Consider the following 16,463-nt stretch of genomic DNA (forward strand, 5'->3'; position numbering starts at 1 on the left):
CGTCTGTCGCGAGCGAAGTCGAAGGACCGCTCTTCCTTGCAGCCGCCGACGTAGAGAAAGGACGGTCCTTCGACAAGCGCCGGTCGCGGGGATAGGGGGGAAGCATGGGAGATCGGACCAGAAGCAGCAGCGGCGCGACCTGGGCGACCGTCCTTATCAATCAGATGGCTTTCGCGGGCGCCGGATGGTGGTGGGCCGGTCGGCAGGGGCTGTCGCTGACGCAGGATCTCGCGCCGAGTGTCGACGCAGTGGCGATGGGACTGGCTGCGGCGGTGGGACTATATGGCGCGATCCTCCTGTCGAGATCGCTGTTGCCCGCGGTTTGGCGCGACCTGGATGCTCTGGTGCGCAAGATCTACGCCGAGAGCGGGTTGCCGCTGACGTGGCCCGCGATCCTCTTGCTCGGAACGGCGGCGGGGATCGGCGAGGAAATTCTCTTTCGCGGCGCGCTGCAGGGCTGGCTGGCGCAGGACTGGCCGATCATCGCGGCGGTGGCGTTGCCATCGGTCCTGTTTGCGCTGTTGCATCCCTACAGCCTCGCCTATGTCGCATATGCCTTCGTGATCGGCTGCCTACTGGGCCTCTTGTACGTCGTGACCGGAAGCCTCCTCGCCGTAGTCATCGCGCACGGTTTCTACGACGTGCTGGCGCTCGCCAAGCTCAAGCGAGTCGTCGAGGAGGATGCCGAGGCGTCAGCCTAGGTCGTTCTTCTGCACCGCCTGTACCGCGTCTCCCCAACGCGGGCTTTGTCCGATCCATCCCACCTGCGTCTTGGCGCTGACCAAATTGATCTCGGTCTGCGGTTTGCCGCCGGGATGGACGGGCACGCGCAGCGGCCGCTCGGAAGCGGGCATCGCGACGACGGCACCGATGGCACGGGCGACGTCGAGCACCTCGGCACTGCGGCCCGATCCGTCCTCGTTGCCCATGGCATCGACGATATCGGGATAGCCGGCCTTGTGGATGGGTTCGGCGCGGTCCTTCAACGCATTGGTATAGCGGTTGCGATTGACCCAGATCTCCGTCGGATAGCCGCCGGGCTGGATGATCGTGGAAGTGATGCCATGGGTGTGAAGCTCGTAGCCATATTGCTCCGCCATCGCCTCGACCGCGAACTTGCAGGGGCTGTAGAGCCCAGAAGCGGGCACGATCACGCGGCCGAGCTGCGAGGAGATGAAGAAGAGCGCACCCGAACCCGCCGCGCGCATCATCGGAAGGAAAGCATTGGTCACGCGCTGATAACCGAAGACGTTGGTGTCGAATGCATCGCGCATGGCGGTCTCGTCATGCACTTCGATGGGGCCGGTGATGCCGATCCCGGCATTGTTGACGAGGACGTCGAGACCGCCATCGGCCTCGACCGCCACGACGGCGTCGGCGATTTCTGCCGGCTCGCGGACGTCGAGCCGCAGGACGTGGAGGTCGAGACCCTCGACCTCGGCGAGCGCTTTCAGTTCCGCGCCTTCGGGTCGGGGCGTGTTGCGCATCGTCGCATAGACCCGGGCGCCTTTGCGGGCGAAATGTTCGGCCATCGCGCGACCGAAGCCGGACGAGGTGCCGGTGATGAGGATCCTTTTGCCCGCAAGGCTGGGAGTCTCCATCGTCCGCAGTTCGGCGTCCTGAAATCGTGCTCCGACGCTCGCGGCGGCGCCGATGGCGGTGCCGGTGGCGAGAAGGGTGCGGCGAGTGAGGGACATGGCGGGGCTCCTACGGAATGGGAGCCACAGTCTACACGGACCTCAGGCGAAGTTGAAGCTGATCGACAGCCGTTCGCCGGGGCCGGGGTGGGACAGGACCTCGTGCCGGAGGAAACTCTCCCAGAGGAGAAGAGTGCCGGGTTGCGGTTCGACCGTGATGAACGGCTGCAGATGGTCGGGGGCGTCGTCGCGTCGGATCGGAGCGGCCATCATCATGGTATGGCGCGGATCCTCGAACCGGATGGCGCCGGCCCCGGGAGGGACTTCGACATAAAGCGTTCCCGAAAGAACGCTGTGCGGGTGAAGGTGCGACGTATGATGCGCGCCAGCTTCCATGAGATTGACCCACAGATGGTCGAGCGTGGGTTTGTAGTCCCAGCCCAGTTCCTTCGCGAAAGCGCGGGCGCGGCGAGTGAGAAGGGGTTTCAGATCGCCGATCACGGGATCGCGGGTGACGAGATCGTCGAGCGAGGCGTAGCTGGTGTAGCCCCGATATCCCTTCTCCTCCGCCCATGCCTGTCCGGCCTCGTCTTCTTCTGCGAGGTAGCGGATCGTTTCGGCCAGTTCTTCGAGCCGCTCGCGGTCGAGCATCTCGCTTCGGTGAAGCGGAGTGGCGAAAAGGAGGCGCGTGTTGCTCATGCGCCCTGCCTTAGCGCCACGTCGTTCATGAACCGCGGACCGTCTCCCTTGGCGAGCCAATGCGCTTCGGCCGCCATCGCTCCGAGCATATGGGCGAGATCGTCCATCTCGGCTTTCGCGTAATTGCCGAGAACGTGGCCGGTGACCCGGTCCTTGCGCCCGGGGTGGCCAATACCGATGCGAACGCGACGAAAATCGGGTCCGAGGTGGGCGTTGATGCTGCGAAGCCCGTTGTGTCCGGCGAGACCGCCGCCGTCGCGCACCTTCACCTTCATCGGCGCAAGGTCGAGTTCGTCATGAAAGACGGTGAGCGCCTGTTCGTCGAGCTTGTAGAAGTCGAGCGCGGCACGGACCGACTGGCCGCTTTCGTTCATGAAAGTCTGCGGCTTGAGGAGCAGGACCTTGGCGTTGCCGATGCGACCTTCGCGGATCCGTCCCCTGAACTGCGACTTTTCGGGGCCGAAACCATGTTCCTCGGAGATGACGTCGAGGGCCATGAAGCCGACGTTGTGCCGGTGCAGCTGATATTTCTCGCCCGGATTGCCGAGCCCCGCCCAGATTTGCATGGCCGCGTCCTACCCAAAAACGAAACCGCCGCCCAGCCCGTTGGGCGGAGCGGCGGTTCGATCTTCGCGACTGAAAGCGGGAAGAGGCTTATTCGCCGCCTTCTTCGCCACCTTCGGCGTCGTCGCTCTGCTCGGTTGCGGGGACTTCGCCCGGATCGACGACTTCTTCCTCGTCCTCGTCATCGGCAGCCTTGAGGACACGGGGAGCGACCATCGTCAGCACGGTGTAGTCGCGATCGACCGTTGGCTTGGCGCCCTCGGGCAGCGTGACTTCGCTGATGTGGATGGCATCGCCGATCTCCATGCCGTCGATCGACACGACGATCTCGTCGGGAATGTCGCCGGCATCGACGACCAGTTCGAGCTCGTGACGCACGACGTTGAGCACGCCGCCTTCCTTCTTGCCCGGCGACTTTTCCTCGTCGACGAAGCGGACCGGGATCTTCACCTCGATCTGTGCGCCCTTCACGAGGCGGAAGAAATCGACGTGGATCGGGCGGCTCGTGACCGGATGGAACTGGACATCCTTGGGGAGGGTGCGGTGCTTGTCACCGTCGACCTCGACCCGGACGACCGAATTCATGAAGTGACCCGTCTGGAGCATCTTCACCAATTGCTTTTCCTCGACATGGATGCCGAGGGGTTCCGATTTGCCGCCGTAGACGACGGCGGGGACCCGGCCCTCGCGGCGCAGTTCACGGGAGGCTCCCTTGCCAGCCCGTTCGCGCAGCTCGGCGGGCAGCGTCAGCTGATCGCTCATATGGTTGTTTCCTTTTGGTTTTTCTCTCGTGCCGTCCCGCCTCCAGGGATGACCAGAACGGCGACCGGCGCGCTATAGGGGGGAAGCACGGCGCGTGCAAGCGAAACGGCCTCGGCGCGATCCCGACAGGCTGCGCTACAGACGAACCTCTGCAGACGATTCGGCCCGAGCGCGATTATTCATCGAGGCGGGACACGGCGAGACCATTTCGCTCCAGCATCGTCAGAAGGCTGTCCTCGCCGACGAGATGATTGGCCGGCACGGCAAGGAAGACCGCGCCGGGTGTCGCAAGTCGAGCGCGGATCCATTGAACCCAAGCGGTATTGCGGAGGGTCAGCACAGCCTCGCGAAGGGCGCTGTCGGGTTCGAGATAGCGGTTGAAGCTGCCGTCGATGGCAGCGAGGTCGCCGCGTGTCCAGGCGGCGAGCCTGTCGCCGAAGTCGGCCTTGAGTTCGTCGTTGGTCAAAATGGCGCTTTCGAGAAGCGCGCGCTGCGCCTCGACCGAAAGGCCGTCGTAGAGCGCGAGCTGGTCGTCGTTGGTGGCAAGATAGTCGATCGGCTTGCCTGCCTCTGCGAACGCCGCGCGAAGATCGGGGTCGGTGCCCGCCAACTCGGTCAAGCCGAGGGTGCGGGAGTGGGCGCCCATCAGCGTGATCGCGGCAGCCCAGTTTTCCATGACGTCATAGGTCTGCATCGTCACACCGGTGCGGGCGGCGAGCGTGGAGAGCGTAGGGCGCAGCGCCGGATCGACGCGCTGGAGAAGCGGCGGAAGGTTTCGGTCCAGCCCGATGGCGGCCATGCGCTCGCCGAGCGCCCGTTGTCCTTCGGGATCCGAGCGGGTTTCGAGAACCAGCGTGTCGCTGGCAGCGATGGCGGCGTCGATGGTGCGGGTGCGCCATTCATATTCCTCCGGCAACATCGCGAAGGTGCCGAGGATGTAGATCGTCGTGTCGCCGTCGGCGACCTGCCACAGCGCCGGGTCGACCGCCTCGGCGCGGGCGGCGGCGGAGCGGGGGGCGTCGATCGAGACCGCGCGGCTGCTGTCATATTCGTCGAGGCCGTTGGTAGCCGTGCAGGCACCAAGGCCGAAACTGGCAAGCGCGGCGAGCAGGGCAGGACATTTCACGGTGGGGTCTCCTCGGCATCAGCCGCAAAAAGAAGGGGCGGGCGCACCTTGGCACGCCCGCCCCCGTCAGGGTCAACTGGTTTCGACCGATCAGTCGTCGATGCGCGTCACGGTGTAACCGCGCTGGCGAAGCATGGCGACCACGCTGTCGTCGCCGACGAGGTGACCCGCCCCGACCGCTACGAACACGGTGCCTGGCTGGCCCATTCGCTGGATGATGTCGCCGGTCCAGTCGGTGTTGCGCCGCGTCAACAGGGCGCTGCGCACTTCGCCGCCGATCTCCATGCCCTCGTTGAAGACGTCGCCGATGGCCTGCTCGTCACCGCGGGCCCAGCTGTCCTGCATGCTGGAGAACATTTCGAGGATTTCCTCGTCGCTGGTGTCTTCGAGGCCCTCGAGGATGAATTCGCGCTGCGCCTCGGCCGACATGGTATCGAGATAGCTGAGCTGTTCGCGCGCGGTTTCTAGACCCTTGATGGGAAGGCCGCGCTCCTCGACGATGGTGCGCAGCGTCATCTCGACCCCGCTTTCGCCGGTCATGCCCGCCTTCATCGCGATGGCGTTGGACAGGGTCAGGCCGACGAACCAGGTGTCCATCACGTTGAGCGCCTGGGCAGGGATGCCAAGCGGTTCGACCATCGTCGCGACGCGCGTGGCGTACTCCTCGCCGATGCGAGCCGCGAGCGTGGGCTGCGACGGATCGATCGCCAGTTCGGTGATCAGCGGCTGCAGCGCGGCAGGATTCGACAGGTCGTCTGCGATCTCGAAATAGACTTCGTCGCTTTCCGCGAGCGCGGCGTCGATCGTGTCCGTGCGCCACTGGTAGCCCTCGGGAAGAAGGTGGAAGGTGCCGAGCATGTAGACGGTCGTGTCCTCGTCCGCGACGCGCCAGACGGCGGGGTCGATCGTCCCTTCGGGCGCGGTATTGCCCATCGTCGGGGCGGTGGCGACGGCCATGCCGTCGTCATAGGTGGCGCAGGCGGACAGGCCGAGCGCCGTCGCGGCGAGAAGGACGGTCTTCTTGATCATGATCATTTTTTCCCTTGCGGTTTCAGTGCGTTGAATTTCGCTTCATCGGGCGCGAACAAAGACATGCCACGCCGCGATTGCAAGTCGAACATGGACGATAGTGGTACACTGTGTCGCAGCGGGCACAAAGGTACCCCGCGGATCGCATCCGTGGATCGCTGGATGGTCGTTCGGGCTTGCTTGACGCTGCGGCGCACCTCGCGCAAAGCCCGCACCCATGCTGAGCTTTCAAGATCTGATCCTGACGCTTCACGCCTATTGGGGCGGCCAGGGGTGCGCCATCCTCCAACCCTATGACATGGAAATGGGGGCGGGGACGTTTCACCCTGCGACGACGCTGCGCGCACTGGGGCCGAAACCGTGGAAGGCTGCCTACGTCCAGCCCTGCCGCCGTCCGACCGACGGGCGCTATGGCGAAAATCCAAACCGTCTGGGTCACTATTATCAGTATCAGGTGATGTTGAAGCCGAGCCCTGCGGATCTCCAGGACCTATATCTGGGCTCGTTGCGCGAAATCGGAATCAATCCGCTGAAACACGACATCCGCTTCGTCGAGGACGATTGGGAAAGCCCGACGCTGGGCGCCTGGGGTCTTGGCTGGGAAGTGTGGTGCGACGGGATGGAAGTCACCCAGTTTACTTATTTCCAGCAGGTCGGCGGGTTCGATTGCAAGCCGGTGGCCGGCGAACTGACCTACGGGCTGGAGCGGCTGGCGATGTACATTCAGGGCGTCGACAACGTTTTCGATCTCAAGTTTAACGATGCCGGCACGACCTATCGCGACGTGTTCCTCGAGAACGAGCGTCAGATGAGCAAATACCACTTCGAGGTTGCCGATACCGAGATGCTGTTCGACGCTTTCAAGAAGGCCGCGGGCGAAGCGGAGAATGCTTTGTCGAACGACGTGCCGCTGGCTGCCTACGAACAGGCGATCAAGGCGAGCCACATCTTCAATTCGCTGCAGGCGCGGGGCGTGATCTCGGTGGCCGAACGGCAGGCCTACATCGGCCGCGTTCGTGATCTGGCGAAGGGCGCATGCGCGGCCTGGCTGGAGCGCGAGATGGAGACGGCGTGATGGCGAACTTCCTGCTCGAACTATTGTCGGAGGAAATTCCGGCGCGGATGCAGGCGAAGGCCCGCGAGGATCTGGAACGGCTGTTCGGCGAACGGCTCGCCGAGGCCGGACTGAGTGCGAGCGGGATCGAGACCTATTCGACGCCGCGGCGACTGGCACTGATCGCGCGGGGTCTGCCGGACCGTACCGAAGCCGTGCGCGAGGAAACGAAGGGCCCGCCGACGAGCGCGCCCGACCAGGCGATCGAAGGGTTTCTGCGCAAGGTCGGGCTGTCGAAGGACGATCTTGAGGTGCGCGACGTGAAGGGCCGCGACACCTATTTCGCGGTCGTCGACAGGCCGGGGCAGTCGAGTGCCGATATCCTCGGCCCCGCGATCGCGCAGATCGTTCGCGAGTTTCCCTGGCCCAAGTCGATGCGTTGGGGCCCGGCATCGAGTTCGAACGAGAGCCTACGCTGGGTCCGCCCGCTGCACCGGATCGTGGCGTTGCTGGGCGGCGAGGTGGTGCCGGTCGACATCGATGGCGTCGCGTGCGGGGCAGCGAGCCTCGGTCATCGCTTCCATCATCCGGGCGAAATCACCTTCGGCGGCGCGGACGATTATGTCGAGAAGCTGCGCGCCTGCCACGTGCTGGTGAACCATGAGGAGCGGGAGGCGATCGTCCGCGACGGCGCGAAGAAGGCGGCCGACGCAGTTGGCTACACGCTGATCGAGGACGAGGGTCTGGTGATCGAGAATGCGGGACTGACCGAATGGCCGGTGCCGCTGCTCGGTACGTTCGACGACAATTTTCTCGACGTGCCCGAAGAGGTCATCCAACTGACCGCGCGCACCGACCAGAAGTATTTCGTGATGCGGACCAGCGAGGGGCGGCTTGCCCCCGGGTTCATCTGCACAGCGAATATCGAAAGCAGCGATCCCGATGCGGTCGTGGCGGGCAACCAGCGGGTGCTGGCAGCGCGATTGAGCGATGCGCGCTTCTTTTGGGAGAACGATCTCAAGGTCAGCCTTGCCGACCTGTCGCGCGACCTCAATCGCAGCGTCTTTTTCGAGGGCCTGGGCAGCTATGCCGAGAAGGCGGAGCGGATCGGCGCGCTGTCGGGATACATCGCGCAGTTCGTCGAGGGCGTCGATGCCGATCAGGCACGTGAGGCGGGGCAACTGGCGAAGGCAGATCTGACCAGCGGCACGGTGGGCGAATTTCCCGAATTGCAGGGCACGATCGGAGGCTATCTTGCCAAGGCCATGACGCCCGAGCAGGCCGAAGCCATCGCCTATCAGTATCGCGACGATCCTCCTGGGCCGATGGCGCAGGTCGTCGGTCTCGCGGATCGGATCGACACGCTCGTCGCCTTCTTCGCCAAGGGACAGAAACCGACGGGATCGAAAGACCCGTTCGCGCTTCGCCGTGCGACGCTGCACATCATCGCGATCCTGACCGACAATGATCTTCGGCTGCCGCTCGGCCGCGTGTTCGAGCAGGCAGCAAGCGCCATTCCGGAGTCCGACCTCGATGGCGACGACCTGCTCGATTTCTTCGCTGACCGGCTCAAGGTGCAGCAGCGCGAGGCGGGGGTTCGGCACGATCTGATCGATGCGGTCTTCTCGCTTGGGGGCGAGGATGATCTGGTGCGGTTACTGGCGCGGGTACGGGCGCTTCAGGAGTTCATCGAGACCGACGCGGGCACCGATCTGCTCGCCGCCTACAAGCGGGCATCGAACATTCTCAAGCAGCAAGGTTTCGAGGGTGCGGGTGAACTTCCCGGAACGGTCGAGCAGACGGGCGAGGAAGACCCGCTCGCGCTGGTCGGGGAAAGCGATGCGTTCGATCGGGCGGTCGCGGCGTGGGACCATGAAGAGTTGCAGGGCGAGGAAAAGGCTCTCGCGGATGCGCTCGTGACCTCGGGCCCGATGGTGCGCCAGGCTCTCAACGATGAGGATTTCACCGATGCGATGCGGGCGCTCGCATCCCTACGCGGTCCCATCGACGCTTTCTTCGAGGAAGTGATGGTGGTCGCCGACGACGATGCGACGAAAGCGCGCCGGCTCGGTCTGCTGGCGCGATTCCGGACCCTCGTCGGCCAGGTGGCGGACTTCTCGAAAATCGAGGGCTAGCGCTCCGGACCGCCGTCGCGATCGTGTCGATCGCCACGGCAAAATCTAGTGAGGTCGAGACCTACGCGTCGCCCGGCTTGGTCGGCGCCCGATCGGCGCGATCCGGAACGCCGTCGCCATCCGTATCACGGTCGCGGACTGTTGTGCGGTCGGTGTCGCGGAGGGCGGCCGCACGGCGGCTGTCCTGGTCGCGCCAGCTGGTCTCCGCTGCCTTGTAGTCTGCCTCGATCCGTTCACGGTGCGCTTTTTCGGCGCGATAGCGTTCCTTCCACTTGCGGCCACCGCCCGCCATCAGAAAGGCGCCGATGATCACGCCCATCAGGAAGATGAGGCCGATCGAGATCCACTGGTCCTGCGTAAAGTCGAGCATGAAAATATCCCCTTGTTTCGCTGATGAAACAGGCCGAGCCGCCGAGCGGTTCCCTCTCAAGCAAATCGCCGCCGCCCCCTGACGGGAACGACGGCGATCTCTTCCCCCCACCAGGGAAGCGCGTGACGATCTGTGCCGACTATCCGTTGATGAAGTTGTCGGAGATCGAACAGGCCGCCGGACCCAGGATGACCACGAACAGGGTCGGCAGAATGAACAGGATGAGCGGAACGGTCATGATCGCGGGCAGACGAGCGGCCTTTTCCTCCGCGCGCATCATGCGCTCGTTGCGGAACTCGGCGGACAGGACGCGAAGCGCCGAAGCGAGCGGCGTACCGTATTTTTCGGTCTGGATCATGGTTGTCACCACCCCGCGCACGGCTTCGAGATCGACGCGATTGGCGAGGTTTTCGAACGCGATGCGGCGTTCAGCCAGGAAACCGAGTTCGATGGCGGTCAGGCCGAATTCGTCACCGAGTTCGGGATAGGCCTTGCCCAGTTCCTTGCTGACCCGGCCGAAGGCGGCGTCGACGGTCAGGCCCGCCTCGGCGCAGATGACGAGCAGATCCAGCGCATCGGGCAGACCCTTCTGGATCAGCGCGGCGCGCTTCTTGACCTTGTTCTCAAGCCACAGGTCGGGGGCCTTGTAGGCGCCGAACGTGGCACCCGCGACCGCGGCATACTTCTTGAGCGCGCCCCAGTCGGGCTTGATATCCACGACGTAGATCAGGACCACCGCGGCGATGCCGACGACGACCGGCATCACGAAGCGGGCGAAGATGATGAAATAGGCAAGGTCCTTCTTGCGGATCCCGGCCTGCCCAAGCTTGAGCTGCGCTTTCTCGACCTGGTCGGCCTGCAGCATCTTGAAGCTGCCGAGGAGATCGCGAAGGAAATCCGCCGACTTGTTTTTGTGGCGCAGGCTCTTGCGCTTGTTGGTCGACGCGACGATCCCGGCTTTCAGCTGTTCGCGGCGCGCGTTCAACGCCTTCACGCGCTTGGCCATCGGGTCCTTCGCGGTACCGGCCGCGTAGATAGCGACGAGTACGGCGAAGACTGCGACCGCCGACAGGAAGGTCGCGACCATCAGGACGTCGATGCCGAGGAGGGTGGGGCCCTGTGCTTCCATTGGTCCGTCTCTCTCCTAGATCTCGAAGTTGACCATGCGGCTCATGATGAAGACGCCGAGCGACATCCAGATGAGCCCGCCGATCCCGGCGATGATGAGGCGCTCGTCTTCGAAGAAACCCAGCATGTAAGGCGGGTTGATCACCATGATCAGCGCGAAGACGATGAACGGCAGCGAGCCGACGATCCAGGCCGAGGCCTTGGATTCCGAGCTCATCGCGCGGATTTTCAGTTTCATCTGAGCGCGCTTGCGCAGCACGTCGGCGAGGTTGGACAGCGTTTCGGCGAGGTTGCCCCCGGTTTCGCGCTGGATCGCGAGCGTGATGCAGAAGAACTGTATTTCGGCCGTGTTAATTCGGTCGGCCGCCCGCGCGAGAGCCGCCTCCATCGTCTTGCCGATCTTCATGTCGTCCGAGACCTGCTTGAACTCGATCGCCACGGGTCCGCGGATCTCGCTCGACACGATCCCCAGCGTTTCCGTGATCGGCAGGCCCGATCGCAGACCGCGCACCATCAGTTCGATGGCGTCGGGAAAGTTGGAGTTGAAGGCGTTGAGACGCCGCGTGATCAGCTTGCCGACAATGAAATGCGGCAGTCCCAGACCGACTGCCAGGCCGAACAGGACGCCCAGCGCCGCCGGGGCGCCGCGCAGGGTGAGAAGCGCCGCAATGACGAAGGCGATCGCGAAACAGATGAGCGCATAGCGCCCGAGCGTAATCTTCTTGCCCGTGCGATCGAGTCGCGCCTGAATGAGCGCGGGCCGCGGCATCAGCCGGGCGGCAAGGCTTTCGGCGCGGTTGTTGCGCTCCATGAGCTTGCGGATCTGCTTGTTGGCACTCGCCTGCAACGCACCGCCGGCGGCATGGCGTTCGCGCAGGGCTACGACACGCCGCTTGAGATGCTTGCGCGGCGAGGGGCCCTGGAAGGCGATCACGGCCATTCCGAGCGTCAACAGGAGGCCGAATGCAAGCAGGAAAGGCAACATGGCGCGTCTCTTCCTTCAATCAGTAGTCAAAGCGGGCGGCGGACCGGCGCGGGACGTGTCGTGACGGCCCGTGCCGATCCATCGCTCGATCAGGCGGCTTGCGCCTTGGGTTCCTTGGGCGTCGAGGAGAGCATGCCCTTGAGGCTGGTCATCACCGACTTCTTGGTGCCCTCGGCGGCACTCACGGCGTCCGCACCATCCTCGCTCGCATGGCTCAGCACCATGTTCGACAGGTTGGCGAAGGGCTGCGAAAGCTTGCCGGTCGCGACTTCCGCGAGCGGTTTGCCCAGCTTGGCGGCCTGTGCCGCCGACTTGGGATCGTCGGGGAAGATCAGGTCGACGTCGCGTTCGATCGACTGTTCGAAATCCTTGCGCCCGATCTCCAGCGCACCGCCCGAGGGCACGGCGTTGGCGACGACGATGACCTTGGTCTGCGGCGCGTTGGACTTAAGCCAGGCGAGCAGGCGGATCGTGTCGCGGGTCGCGGCCAACGTCAGTTCGCTCACGACGACGGCGACATGCGCGTCGTGCACCATGTGGGGATACTGGATCAGCATATGGCGCGGCGTGTCGATGACGGTCGATTCGAACGCGTTCTTCATTTCTTCCTGAAGCTGGAAGAAGGCGGTGCCGTCGGTGATCATGGGCTGGCTGATCGGCGCTTCGGCCGACAGGACCGAGAGCTTCTCGTTGGCGCGGACCATCGCGCGTTCGATGAACAGGCCGTCGATACGGCTGGGGTTCTCGATCGCGTCGGTCAGGCCGCGGCCCGGCTCGAGGTCGAGCGCCAGCGCGCCGGTCCCGAAATGGATGTCGAGATCGAGCAGCGCGGTCGAACGGTTGGCCTTCTCGCCCAGCATCCAGGCGAGGCTGGTCGCGATGGTGGAGGCACCGACCCCGCCGCGAACGCCGATGACGGCGGTCATGACGTGGGGCTTTTCGGCCTGCGTTTCGCCGCGCGGACCCGACAGGATCGACTGCGCCTGCGCAAAGGTTTCGCGCAGCTGATCGACCGTGAAGGGCTTCAGCAGATAGTCGTGGATGCCGCTGGCGACGAGGTCGCGATAAAGGCGCACGTCGTTGACCTGGCCGGCCGCGATGACGATCGTCCCCGGCTCGCAGACCTCGGCGAGCGAGTTGATGTCGTTGAGCGGATCGGCGCTTTCGCTGAGATCCACGAAGAGGACATTGGGGCTGGCCGAGACCGACAGCGACTGGACCGCGTTGCGCAATCCGCCCTTGTTGACCTTGTCGGGGCTCCAGCCATGTTCGACCGCAACGGGGCGGAGCATGTCCGCAGTTTCCTCGTCACACACGAAAGCGGTGAACGGTTCGCGAAGGCCGGCGCGGGCCTGGAAAGGTGCGTTCATGGTTATTCTCCTCCTGCACCACTATCGCGGTAGGTCTGGATGACGCTCTGGGCCCGACGCGTATCGACGAGGCCGTTTCCTTCGCGGCCGTAGACGAGGTCGTTGGGGTTCGCGATCATCGCCGCGAGGTTCCCGTTGACCCCGCAGCCGTAGCCCGGAAGCGCAACGTTCTGCGGATTGTTGAAGGCATCTTCCCGCCAGTTCGGGCAGCTCGGGACGCTGGCGACCGAGCGGACGACCACGACACGGGCGGAGCCGGGGGCGATGTTGCCCTCGGTCACCGGCGCGCCGTCGGCGAGCAGGAGCCCATATTCGCCAGCCACCGCGGCGACGCCGCTGCGTGCGGACGGATTGCCGTCGACATAGACGAGATCGCCGTATTGAAGGCCCATGGATTCGAACCAGCCCTTGAGGCGGGCGGTTTCGGTGGAAGGCAGGACGCCTCCCGGCGCCGCGACGTCCATCGCGAAGCTGGTTTGGCTGACCACCGGCACGTTGACGGCGCCGAGACCGGAGCGATCCGAGCGCCCGTCGTAGACATAATTCGCGCACCCGGAGAGGCCGACCGCGGCAGTGATGAGAAGAAGATGTTTCGTCATCGTGATTTCCTTTTGCGGGGACGCGTTAAAGGCTGAAGCCAGGCTGGACCGGAACCGAGGCGGCAGGCCGGGGCGCATTGCCGATGCGGGCCGTCGGGGTGACTCCGGCCGGGCCTGACACGCCGGTGTAGGTCTTGCCCTCGAGCTGGTGTTCGAAGACGTTGGGGTGGCGATATCCATCGACCGGGGTGGGCAGCTGGCCCGACACCGGATTGACGAGATAGGGCGTCACGATGATGACGAGCTCGGTTTCGTTCTTGCGGAAGCTGGTCGAGCGGAACAGCGCGCCGAGGATCGGCAGATCGCCGAGGAACGGCGTCTTGTTGATCGTGTTCTGCGCGTTCTGCCGCAGCAGTCCGCCGATCATGAAGCTCTGGCCCGAACCCAGTTCGACCGTCGTTTCCGCCCGCCGCGTCGTGATCGAGGGGACCGTGTAACCGTTCAGCGAGATCGCTCCGTCGTTCGACAGTTCGGAGACTTCCGGGGCGACGCGCATCGAGATGCGACCATCGGCCAGAACGATCGGGGTGAAGCTCAACTGCACGCCGTAGCTGCGATACTCGATCGATACGGCGCCGATGGCCTGGCTGACCGGGATCGGAAACTCGCCGCCCGCGAGGAAGCTGGCGGTTTCGCCCGACAACGCCGTCAGATTGGGTTCGGCAAGCGTCGTTGCGAGGCCGTCGGTCTCGGCAAGATCGAGCGCGCCGGTGATGTCGAGGCCGAACAATTCGCCCGCCGCCGCCAGGGTCGTTCCGACGGGGTTGCGGAAGACCGTTCCGTCGTCGTCAATGGCGGTGCCTTGCGAAATGCCGAATTCGAATCCGCCCGCGCCAAAGTTGTCGCCGAGGAGGTTGACCCCAATCGACTTCAGCGCCGACCGATTCACCTCGGCGATCCGTACCCGCAGATTGACCTGCTGGGGGGTGGCGGCGCGAAGGCGACTGACGACCTGTCCACCGCCGGTGTAGGCGGAGACGAGGCGCTCCGCCTCGATCGCGTCTTCCGGGGAGGCGACGGTTCCGGTGAGCAGAACGAGATCGTTCATGGTCGTCGCGCGGATGTCCGATTCCGGCATGGCGAGGCGCAACAGTTCGCCGACCGATCCGAAGTTGGTGCCGACTTGGACCTTGGCCGCCCAGACGACCTCGTCGCGGGCATTGGTGGCATAGATGTCGGTCGTTCCGGCGCCGAGCCCGAACAGGTAGAGTTCGCGGTTCGAGCGGATCTGCACGTCGGCGATGCCCGGGTTCGACAGGAAGATGTCGTCGATGGTGCCGGGCAGGCGGACGAGGCGTCCCGAGCCCTGGCTCAACGTCAGCGTCTCGGTCGGCTCGACCTGGGTCGATTGCGCCGCGGCGGTGCCGGCCAGCGCCATCGGCGCCGAGGCGAATGCGAGGGCGGCAAGCCCGACGCGAGTGATCGAAGCGATATTCTTCATCTTACTTGCTCCCGACAGGAACGACGGTGACGGCGGCGCCGCGCGAGACGCGCACGGTGGGCCCACGATGGACGACCGGCGCGGGTGCGGCTTCGGCCGGTGCCGGCGCGACCGCGACGGCGACCGGTGCGGCCGCCGGGGCAGCCGCAGCGCCGCCACGACGACGCGGGGGCATGCCCGAGCGTTCGTAACGCGACACCTGGCCGCCCGTGGTGGCCGTCACGTTCGTGTCGATCGGACGATTGGCGACCTGCAGCAGGATGCGACGTTCCTCGCTGGGAGTGACATTGTCCGGCAGTTCGACGACACCCGAGGCAACGGCCCGCTCGAGCTCGGCCTCGTTGTCCGCGATCGAGCGCAGGACGAGGCTCAGCGTACCGAGCTTCTGCGCGACCTGGATTTTCTCGGCCAGGCGCGGGGTCACTTCAAAGGTGACGAGACCGAAATTGGTGACGACCGTTTTGCCCTCGGCGTCCTTGGAGTCGATACGCTGGTCGGTCGCCAGGACGCGCAGATTGCGGATGATCGTCTCGGCGGCTTCCATGGGATCGCCTTCGTCGGTGGCATCGACCGTCTGCGTCAGGATCATGTCGACACGATCGCCCGGCAGGATGAAGCCGGCCGCGCCGCGCGCGGTGTCGATCGGGACGGTCACGGCGCGCATGCCCGGGCCGAGCGCTGCGGCCAGGAAGCCGCGATCGTTCGGGCCGACGAGGCTACCGCGCGTCACGGGCGAACCCGCGGTGATGGCGGTGCGGACGACGGTGCCGATGAGCGCGCTCGGATCGGCGCCTTCGTCGGCCTCGGTATAATAGACGCCTTCGACCAGCTCGGCCGGCCAGGGCTGGTAGGCCAGCGCCTCGGCGTCGATGATGGTGCCCACGGGCAAGGCCTTGCGGGCGACAAGGACGCGCGGTCCCTGTGGCACGGAGGCGGCCTGCGCTTCGGCAGCGGTGGCACCGGTAAACATCGACCGGGCCATGAATGCGGTGACGACCGCGATGACGAGTGCTCCGACGAGCAACATGATTTTCTTAACGTTCATGGCGAATTCGCCCTCCCCAAGTGGGTCCCATCCAATGCTGCATAGCTATCCGGCAAAATGGTTAAGAAAGCGTTGGGTGAGTAACCATAGTGTCGCGAACCCGATCGCGACGCCGTACGGCACCTCCGCTTTTTCCGTTTTTCCGCGGATTTTGTGGTCGCCCCAGACGACGAGGCTGAGCACCCCGCCGGCGAGCGACATGATGACGAGAAACTGGATCATGGCCGCCCACGGGAACCAGAGCGCCAAGGCGGTGGCGAGCTTGACGTCTCCGCCGCCCATCAACCGCATCAGAAACAAGACGTAGCAGACGATGAAGACCGCCATCGCCGTAGCGACGCGCAGCGCCGCATCGGGCCACAACGGAAGGCCGATCGACCACCAGAACAGGAGGGCGCCCACTGCCGTGACCAGCACGATCCAGTTGCGGATCCGGCGGGTCTGCACGTCGCGCACCGCCATATAGACCATCAGTGCGGCGAGTGCGCCCATCAGCGCCAAGGTAAAATTCGCATTCAT

General features: G+C 64.8%; 17 protein-coding genes. 3 read left to right on the plus strand and 14 right to left on the minus strand.

What is annotated here, in order from left to right; translation table 11 throughout:
* Nucleotides 1-104 precede the first annotated feature (104 nt).
* Nucleotides 105-701, plus strand: coding sequence for a CPBP family intramembrane glutamic endopeptidase (locus WJT74_RS02900; RefSeq protein WP_343346651.1), 597 nt, complete (start codon nucleotides 105-107; stop codon nucleotides 699-701).
* Here the strand turns inward: WJT74_RS02900 and WJT74_RS02905 are convergent.
* From WJT74_RS02905 to WJT74_RS02930, 6 genes are all read right to left on the minus strand, one after another.
* Entirely contained in the window at nucleotides 693-1,697 is a 1,005-nt protein-coding gene (locus WJT74_RS02905) for an SDR family oxidoreductase (protein ID WP_343346653.1), read from the minus strand. The two genes, WJT74_RS02900 and WJT74_RS02905, sit on opposite strands and share 9 nt — an antisense overlap.
* Before the next feature lie 42 nt (nucleotides 1,698-1,739).
* Nucleotides 1,740-2,336 carry a TIGR02466 family protein gene (locus WJT74_RS02910; RefSeq protein ID WP_343346656.1) on the minus strand — a complete coding sequence of 199 codons (597 nt, stop codon included), beginning with the start codon at nucleotides 2,334-2,336 and terminating at the stop codon, nucleotides 1,740-1,742.
* Complete coding sequence (pth, locus tag WJT74_RS02915) at nucleotides 2,333-2,902, minus strand: aminoacyl-tRNA hydrolase (RefSeq protein ID WP_343346659.1); 570 nt, start codon at nucleotides 2,900-2,902, stop codon at nucleotides 2,333-2,335. The genes WJT74_RS02910 and pth overlap by 4 nt, the downstream gene beginning before the upstream one ends.
* An 88-nt stretch (nucleotides 2,903-2,990) precedes the next feature.
* A complete protein-coding gene (locus tag WJT74_RS02920) occupies nucleotides 2,991-3,662 on the minus strand; it encodes a 50S ribosomal protein L25/general stress protein Ctc (RefSeq protein ID WP_343346661.1) in 672 nt (223 codons plus the stop codon).
* 175 nt (nucleotides 3,663-3,837) lie between these two features.
* Entirely contained in the window at nucleotides 3,838-4,788 is a 951-nt protein-coding gene (locus tag WJT74_RS02925; RefSeq protein WP_343346663.1) for a TraB/GumN family protein, read from the minus strand.
* A 90-nt stretch (nucleotides 4,789-4,878) separates the two neighbouring features.
* Nucleotides 4,879-5,817, minus strand: a complete 939-nt coding sequence (locus WJT74_RS02930; protein WP_343346665.1) for a TraB/GumN family protein — start codon at nucleotides 5,815-5,817, stop codon at nucleotides 4,879-4,881.
* Between the two features lie 217 nt (nucleotides 5,818-6,034).
* On the opposite strand from WJT74_RS02930, the gene WJT74_RS02935 reads away from it, so the two are divergent.
* The gene (locus WJT74_RS02935) at nucleotides 6,035-6,892 is read left to right on the plus strand and encodes a glycine--tRNA ligase subunit alpha (protein ID WP_343346668.1); all 858 of its coding nucleotides are present in this window, start codon (nucleotides 6,035-6,037) and stop codon (nucleotides 6,890-6,892) included.
* Nucleotides 6,892-9,006, plus strand: coding sequence for a glycine--tRNA ligase subunit beta (gene glyS, locus WJT74_RS02940; RefSeq protein WP_343346670.1), 2,115 nt, complete (start codon nucleotides 6,892-6,894; stop codon nucleotides 9,004-9,006). The genes WJT74_RS02935 and glyS overlap by 1 nt, the downstream gene beginning before the upstream one ends.
* 61 nt (nucleotides 9,007-9,067) lie before the next feature.
* Here glyS and WJT74_RS02945 read toward each other — a convergent pair whose 3' ends face one another.
* The 8 genes from WJT74_RS02945 to WJT74_RS02980 all read right to left on the minus strand — a co-directional run bounded on the left by WJT74_RS02945 (nucleotide 9,068) and on the right by WJT74_RS02980 (nucleotide 16,436).
* On the minus strand, nucleotides 9,068-9,376 hold the full coding sequence (locus WJT74_RS02945; protein WP_343346673.1) for a hypothetical protein: 309 nt from the start codon (nucleotides 9,374-9,376) through the stop codon (nucleotides 9,068-9,070).
* A 139-nt stretch (nucleotides 9,377-9,515) separates the two neighbouring features.
* Complete coding sequence (locus tag WJT74_RS02950) at nucleotides 9,516-10,505, minus strand: type II secretion system F family protein (RefSeq protein ID WP_343346676.1); 990 nt, start codon at nucleotides 10,503-10,505, stop codon at nucleotides 9,516-9,518.
* 15 nt (nucleotides 10,506-10,520) lie between these two features.
* Nucleotides 10,521-11,489, minus strand: coding sequence for a type II secretion system F family protein (locus tag WJT74_RS02955; protein ID WP_343346679.1), 969 nt, complete (start codon nucleotides 11,487-11,489; stop codon nucleotides 10,521-10,523).
* 89 nt (nucleotides 11,490-11,578) lie between these two features.
* Complete coding sequence (locus WJT74_RS02960) at nucleotides 11,579-12,859, minus strand: pilus assembly protein CpaE (RefSeq protein WP_343346681.1); 1,281 nt, start codon at nucleotides 12,857-12,859, stop codon at nucleotides 11,579-11,581.
* Nucleotides 12,860-12,861: 2 nt separating this feature from the next.
* Complete coding sequence (locus WJT74_RS02965) at nucleotides 12,862-13,458, minus strand: CpaD family pilus assembly lipoprotein (RefSeq protein WP_343346683.1); 597 nt, start codon at nucleotides 13,456-13,458, stop codon at nucleotides 12,862-12,864.
* Nucleotides 13,459-13,483: 25 nt separating this feature from the next.
* Entirely contained in the window at nucleotides 13,484-14,899 is a 1,416-nt protein-coding gene (locus tag WJT74_RS02970; protein WP_343346685.1) for a type II and III secretion system protein family protein, read from the minus strand.
* 1 nt (nucleotide 14,900) lies between these two features.
* Entirely contained in the window at nucleotides 14,901-15,944 is a 1,044-nt protein-coding gene (cpaB, locus tag WJT74_RS02975) for a Flp pilus assembly protein CpaB (protein WP_343346687.1), read from the minus strand.
* A gap of 45 nt (nucleotides 15,945-15,989) precedes the next feature.
* Nucleotides 15,990-16,436, minus strand: a complete 447-nt coding sequence (locus tag WJT74_RS02980; RefSeq protein WP_343348266.1) for an A24 family peptidase — start codon at nucleotides 16,434-16,436, stop codon at nucleotides 15,990-15,992.
* Nucleotides 16,437-16,463 lie beyond the last annotated feature (27 nt).

Origin of the sequence: Sphingomicrobium sp. XHP0239, assembly GCF_039555325.1 — a bacterium.
GTDB classification, from domain to species: domain Bacteria; phylum Pseudomonadota; class Alphaproteobacteria; order Sphingomonadales; family Sphingomonadaceae; genus Sphingomicrobium; species Sphingomicrobium maritimum.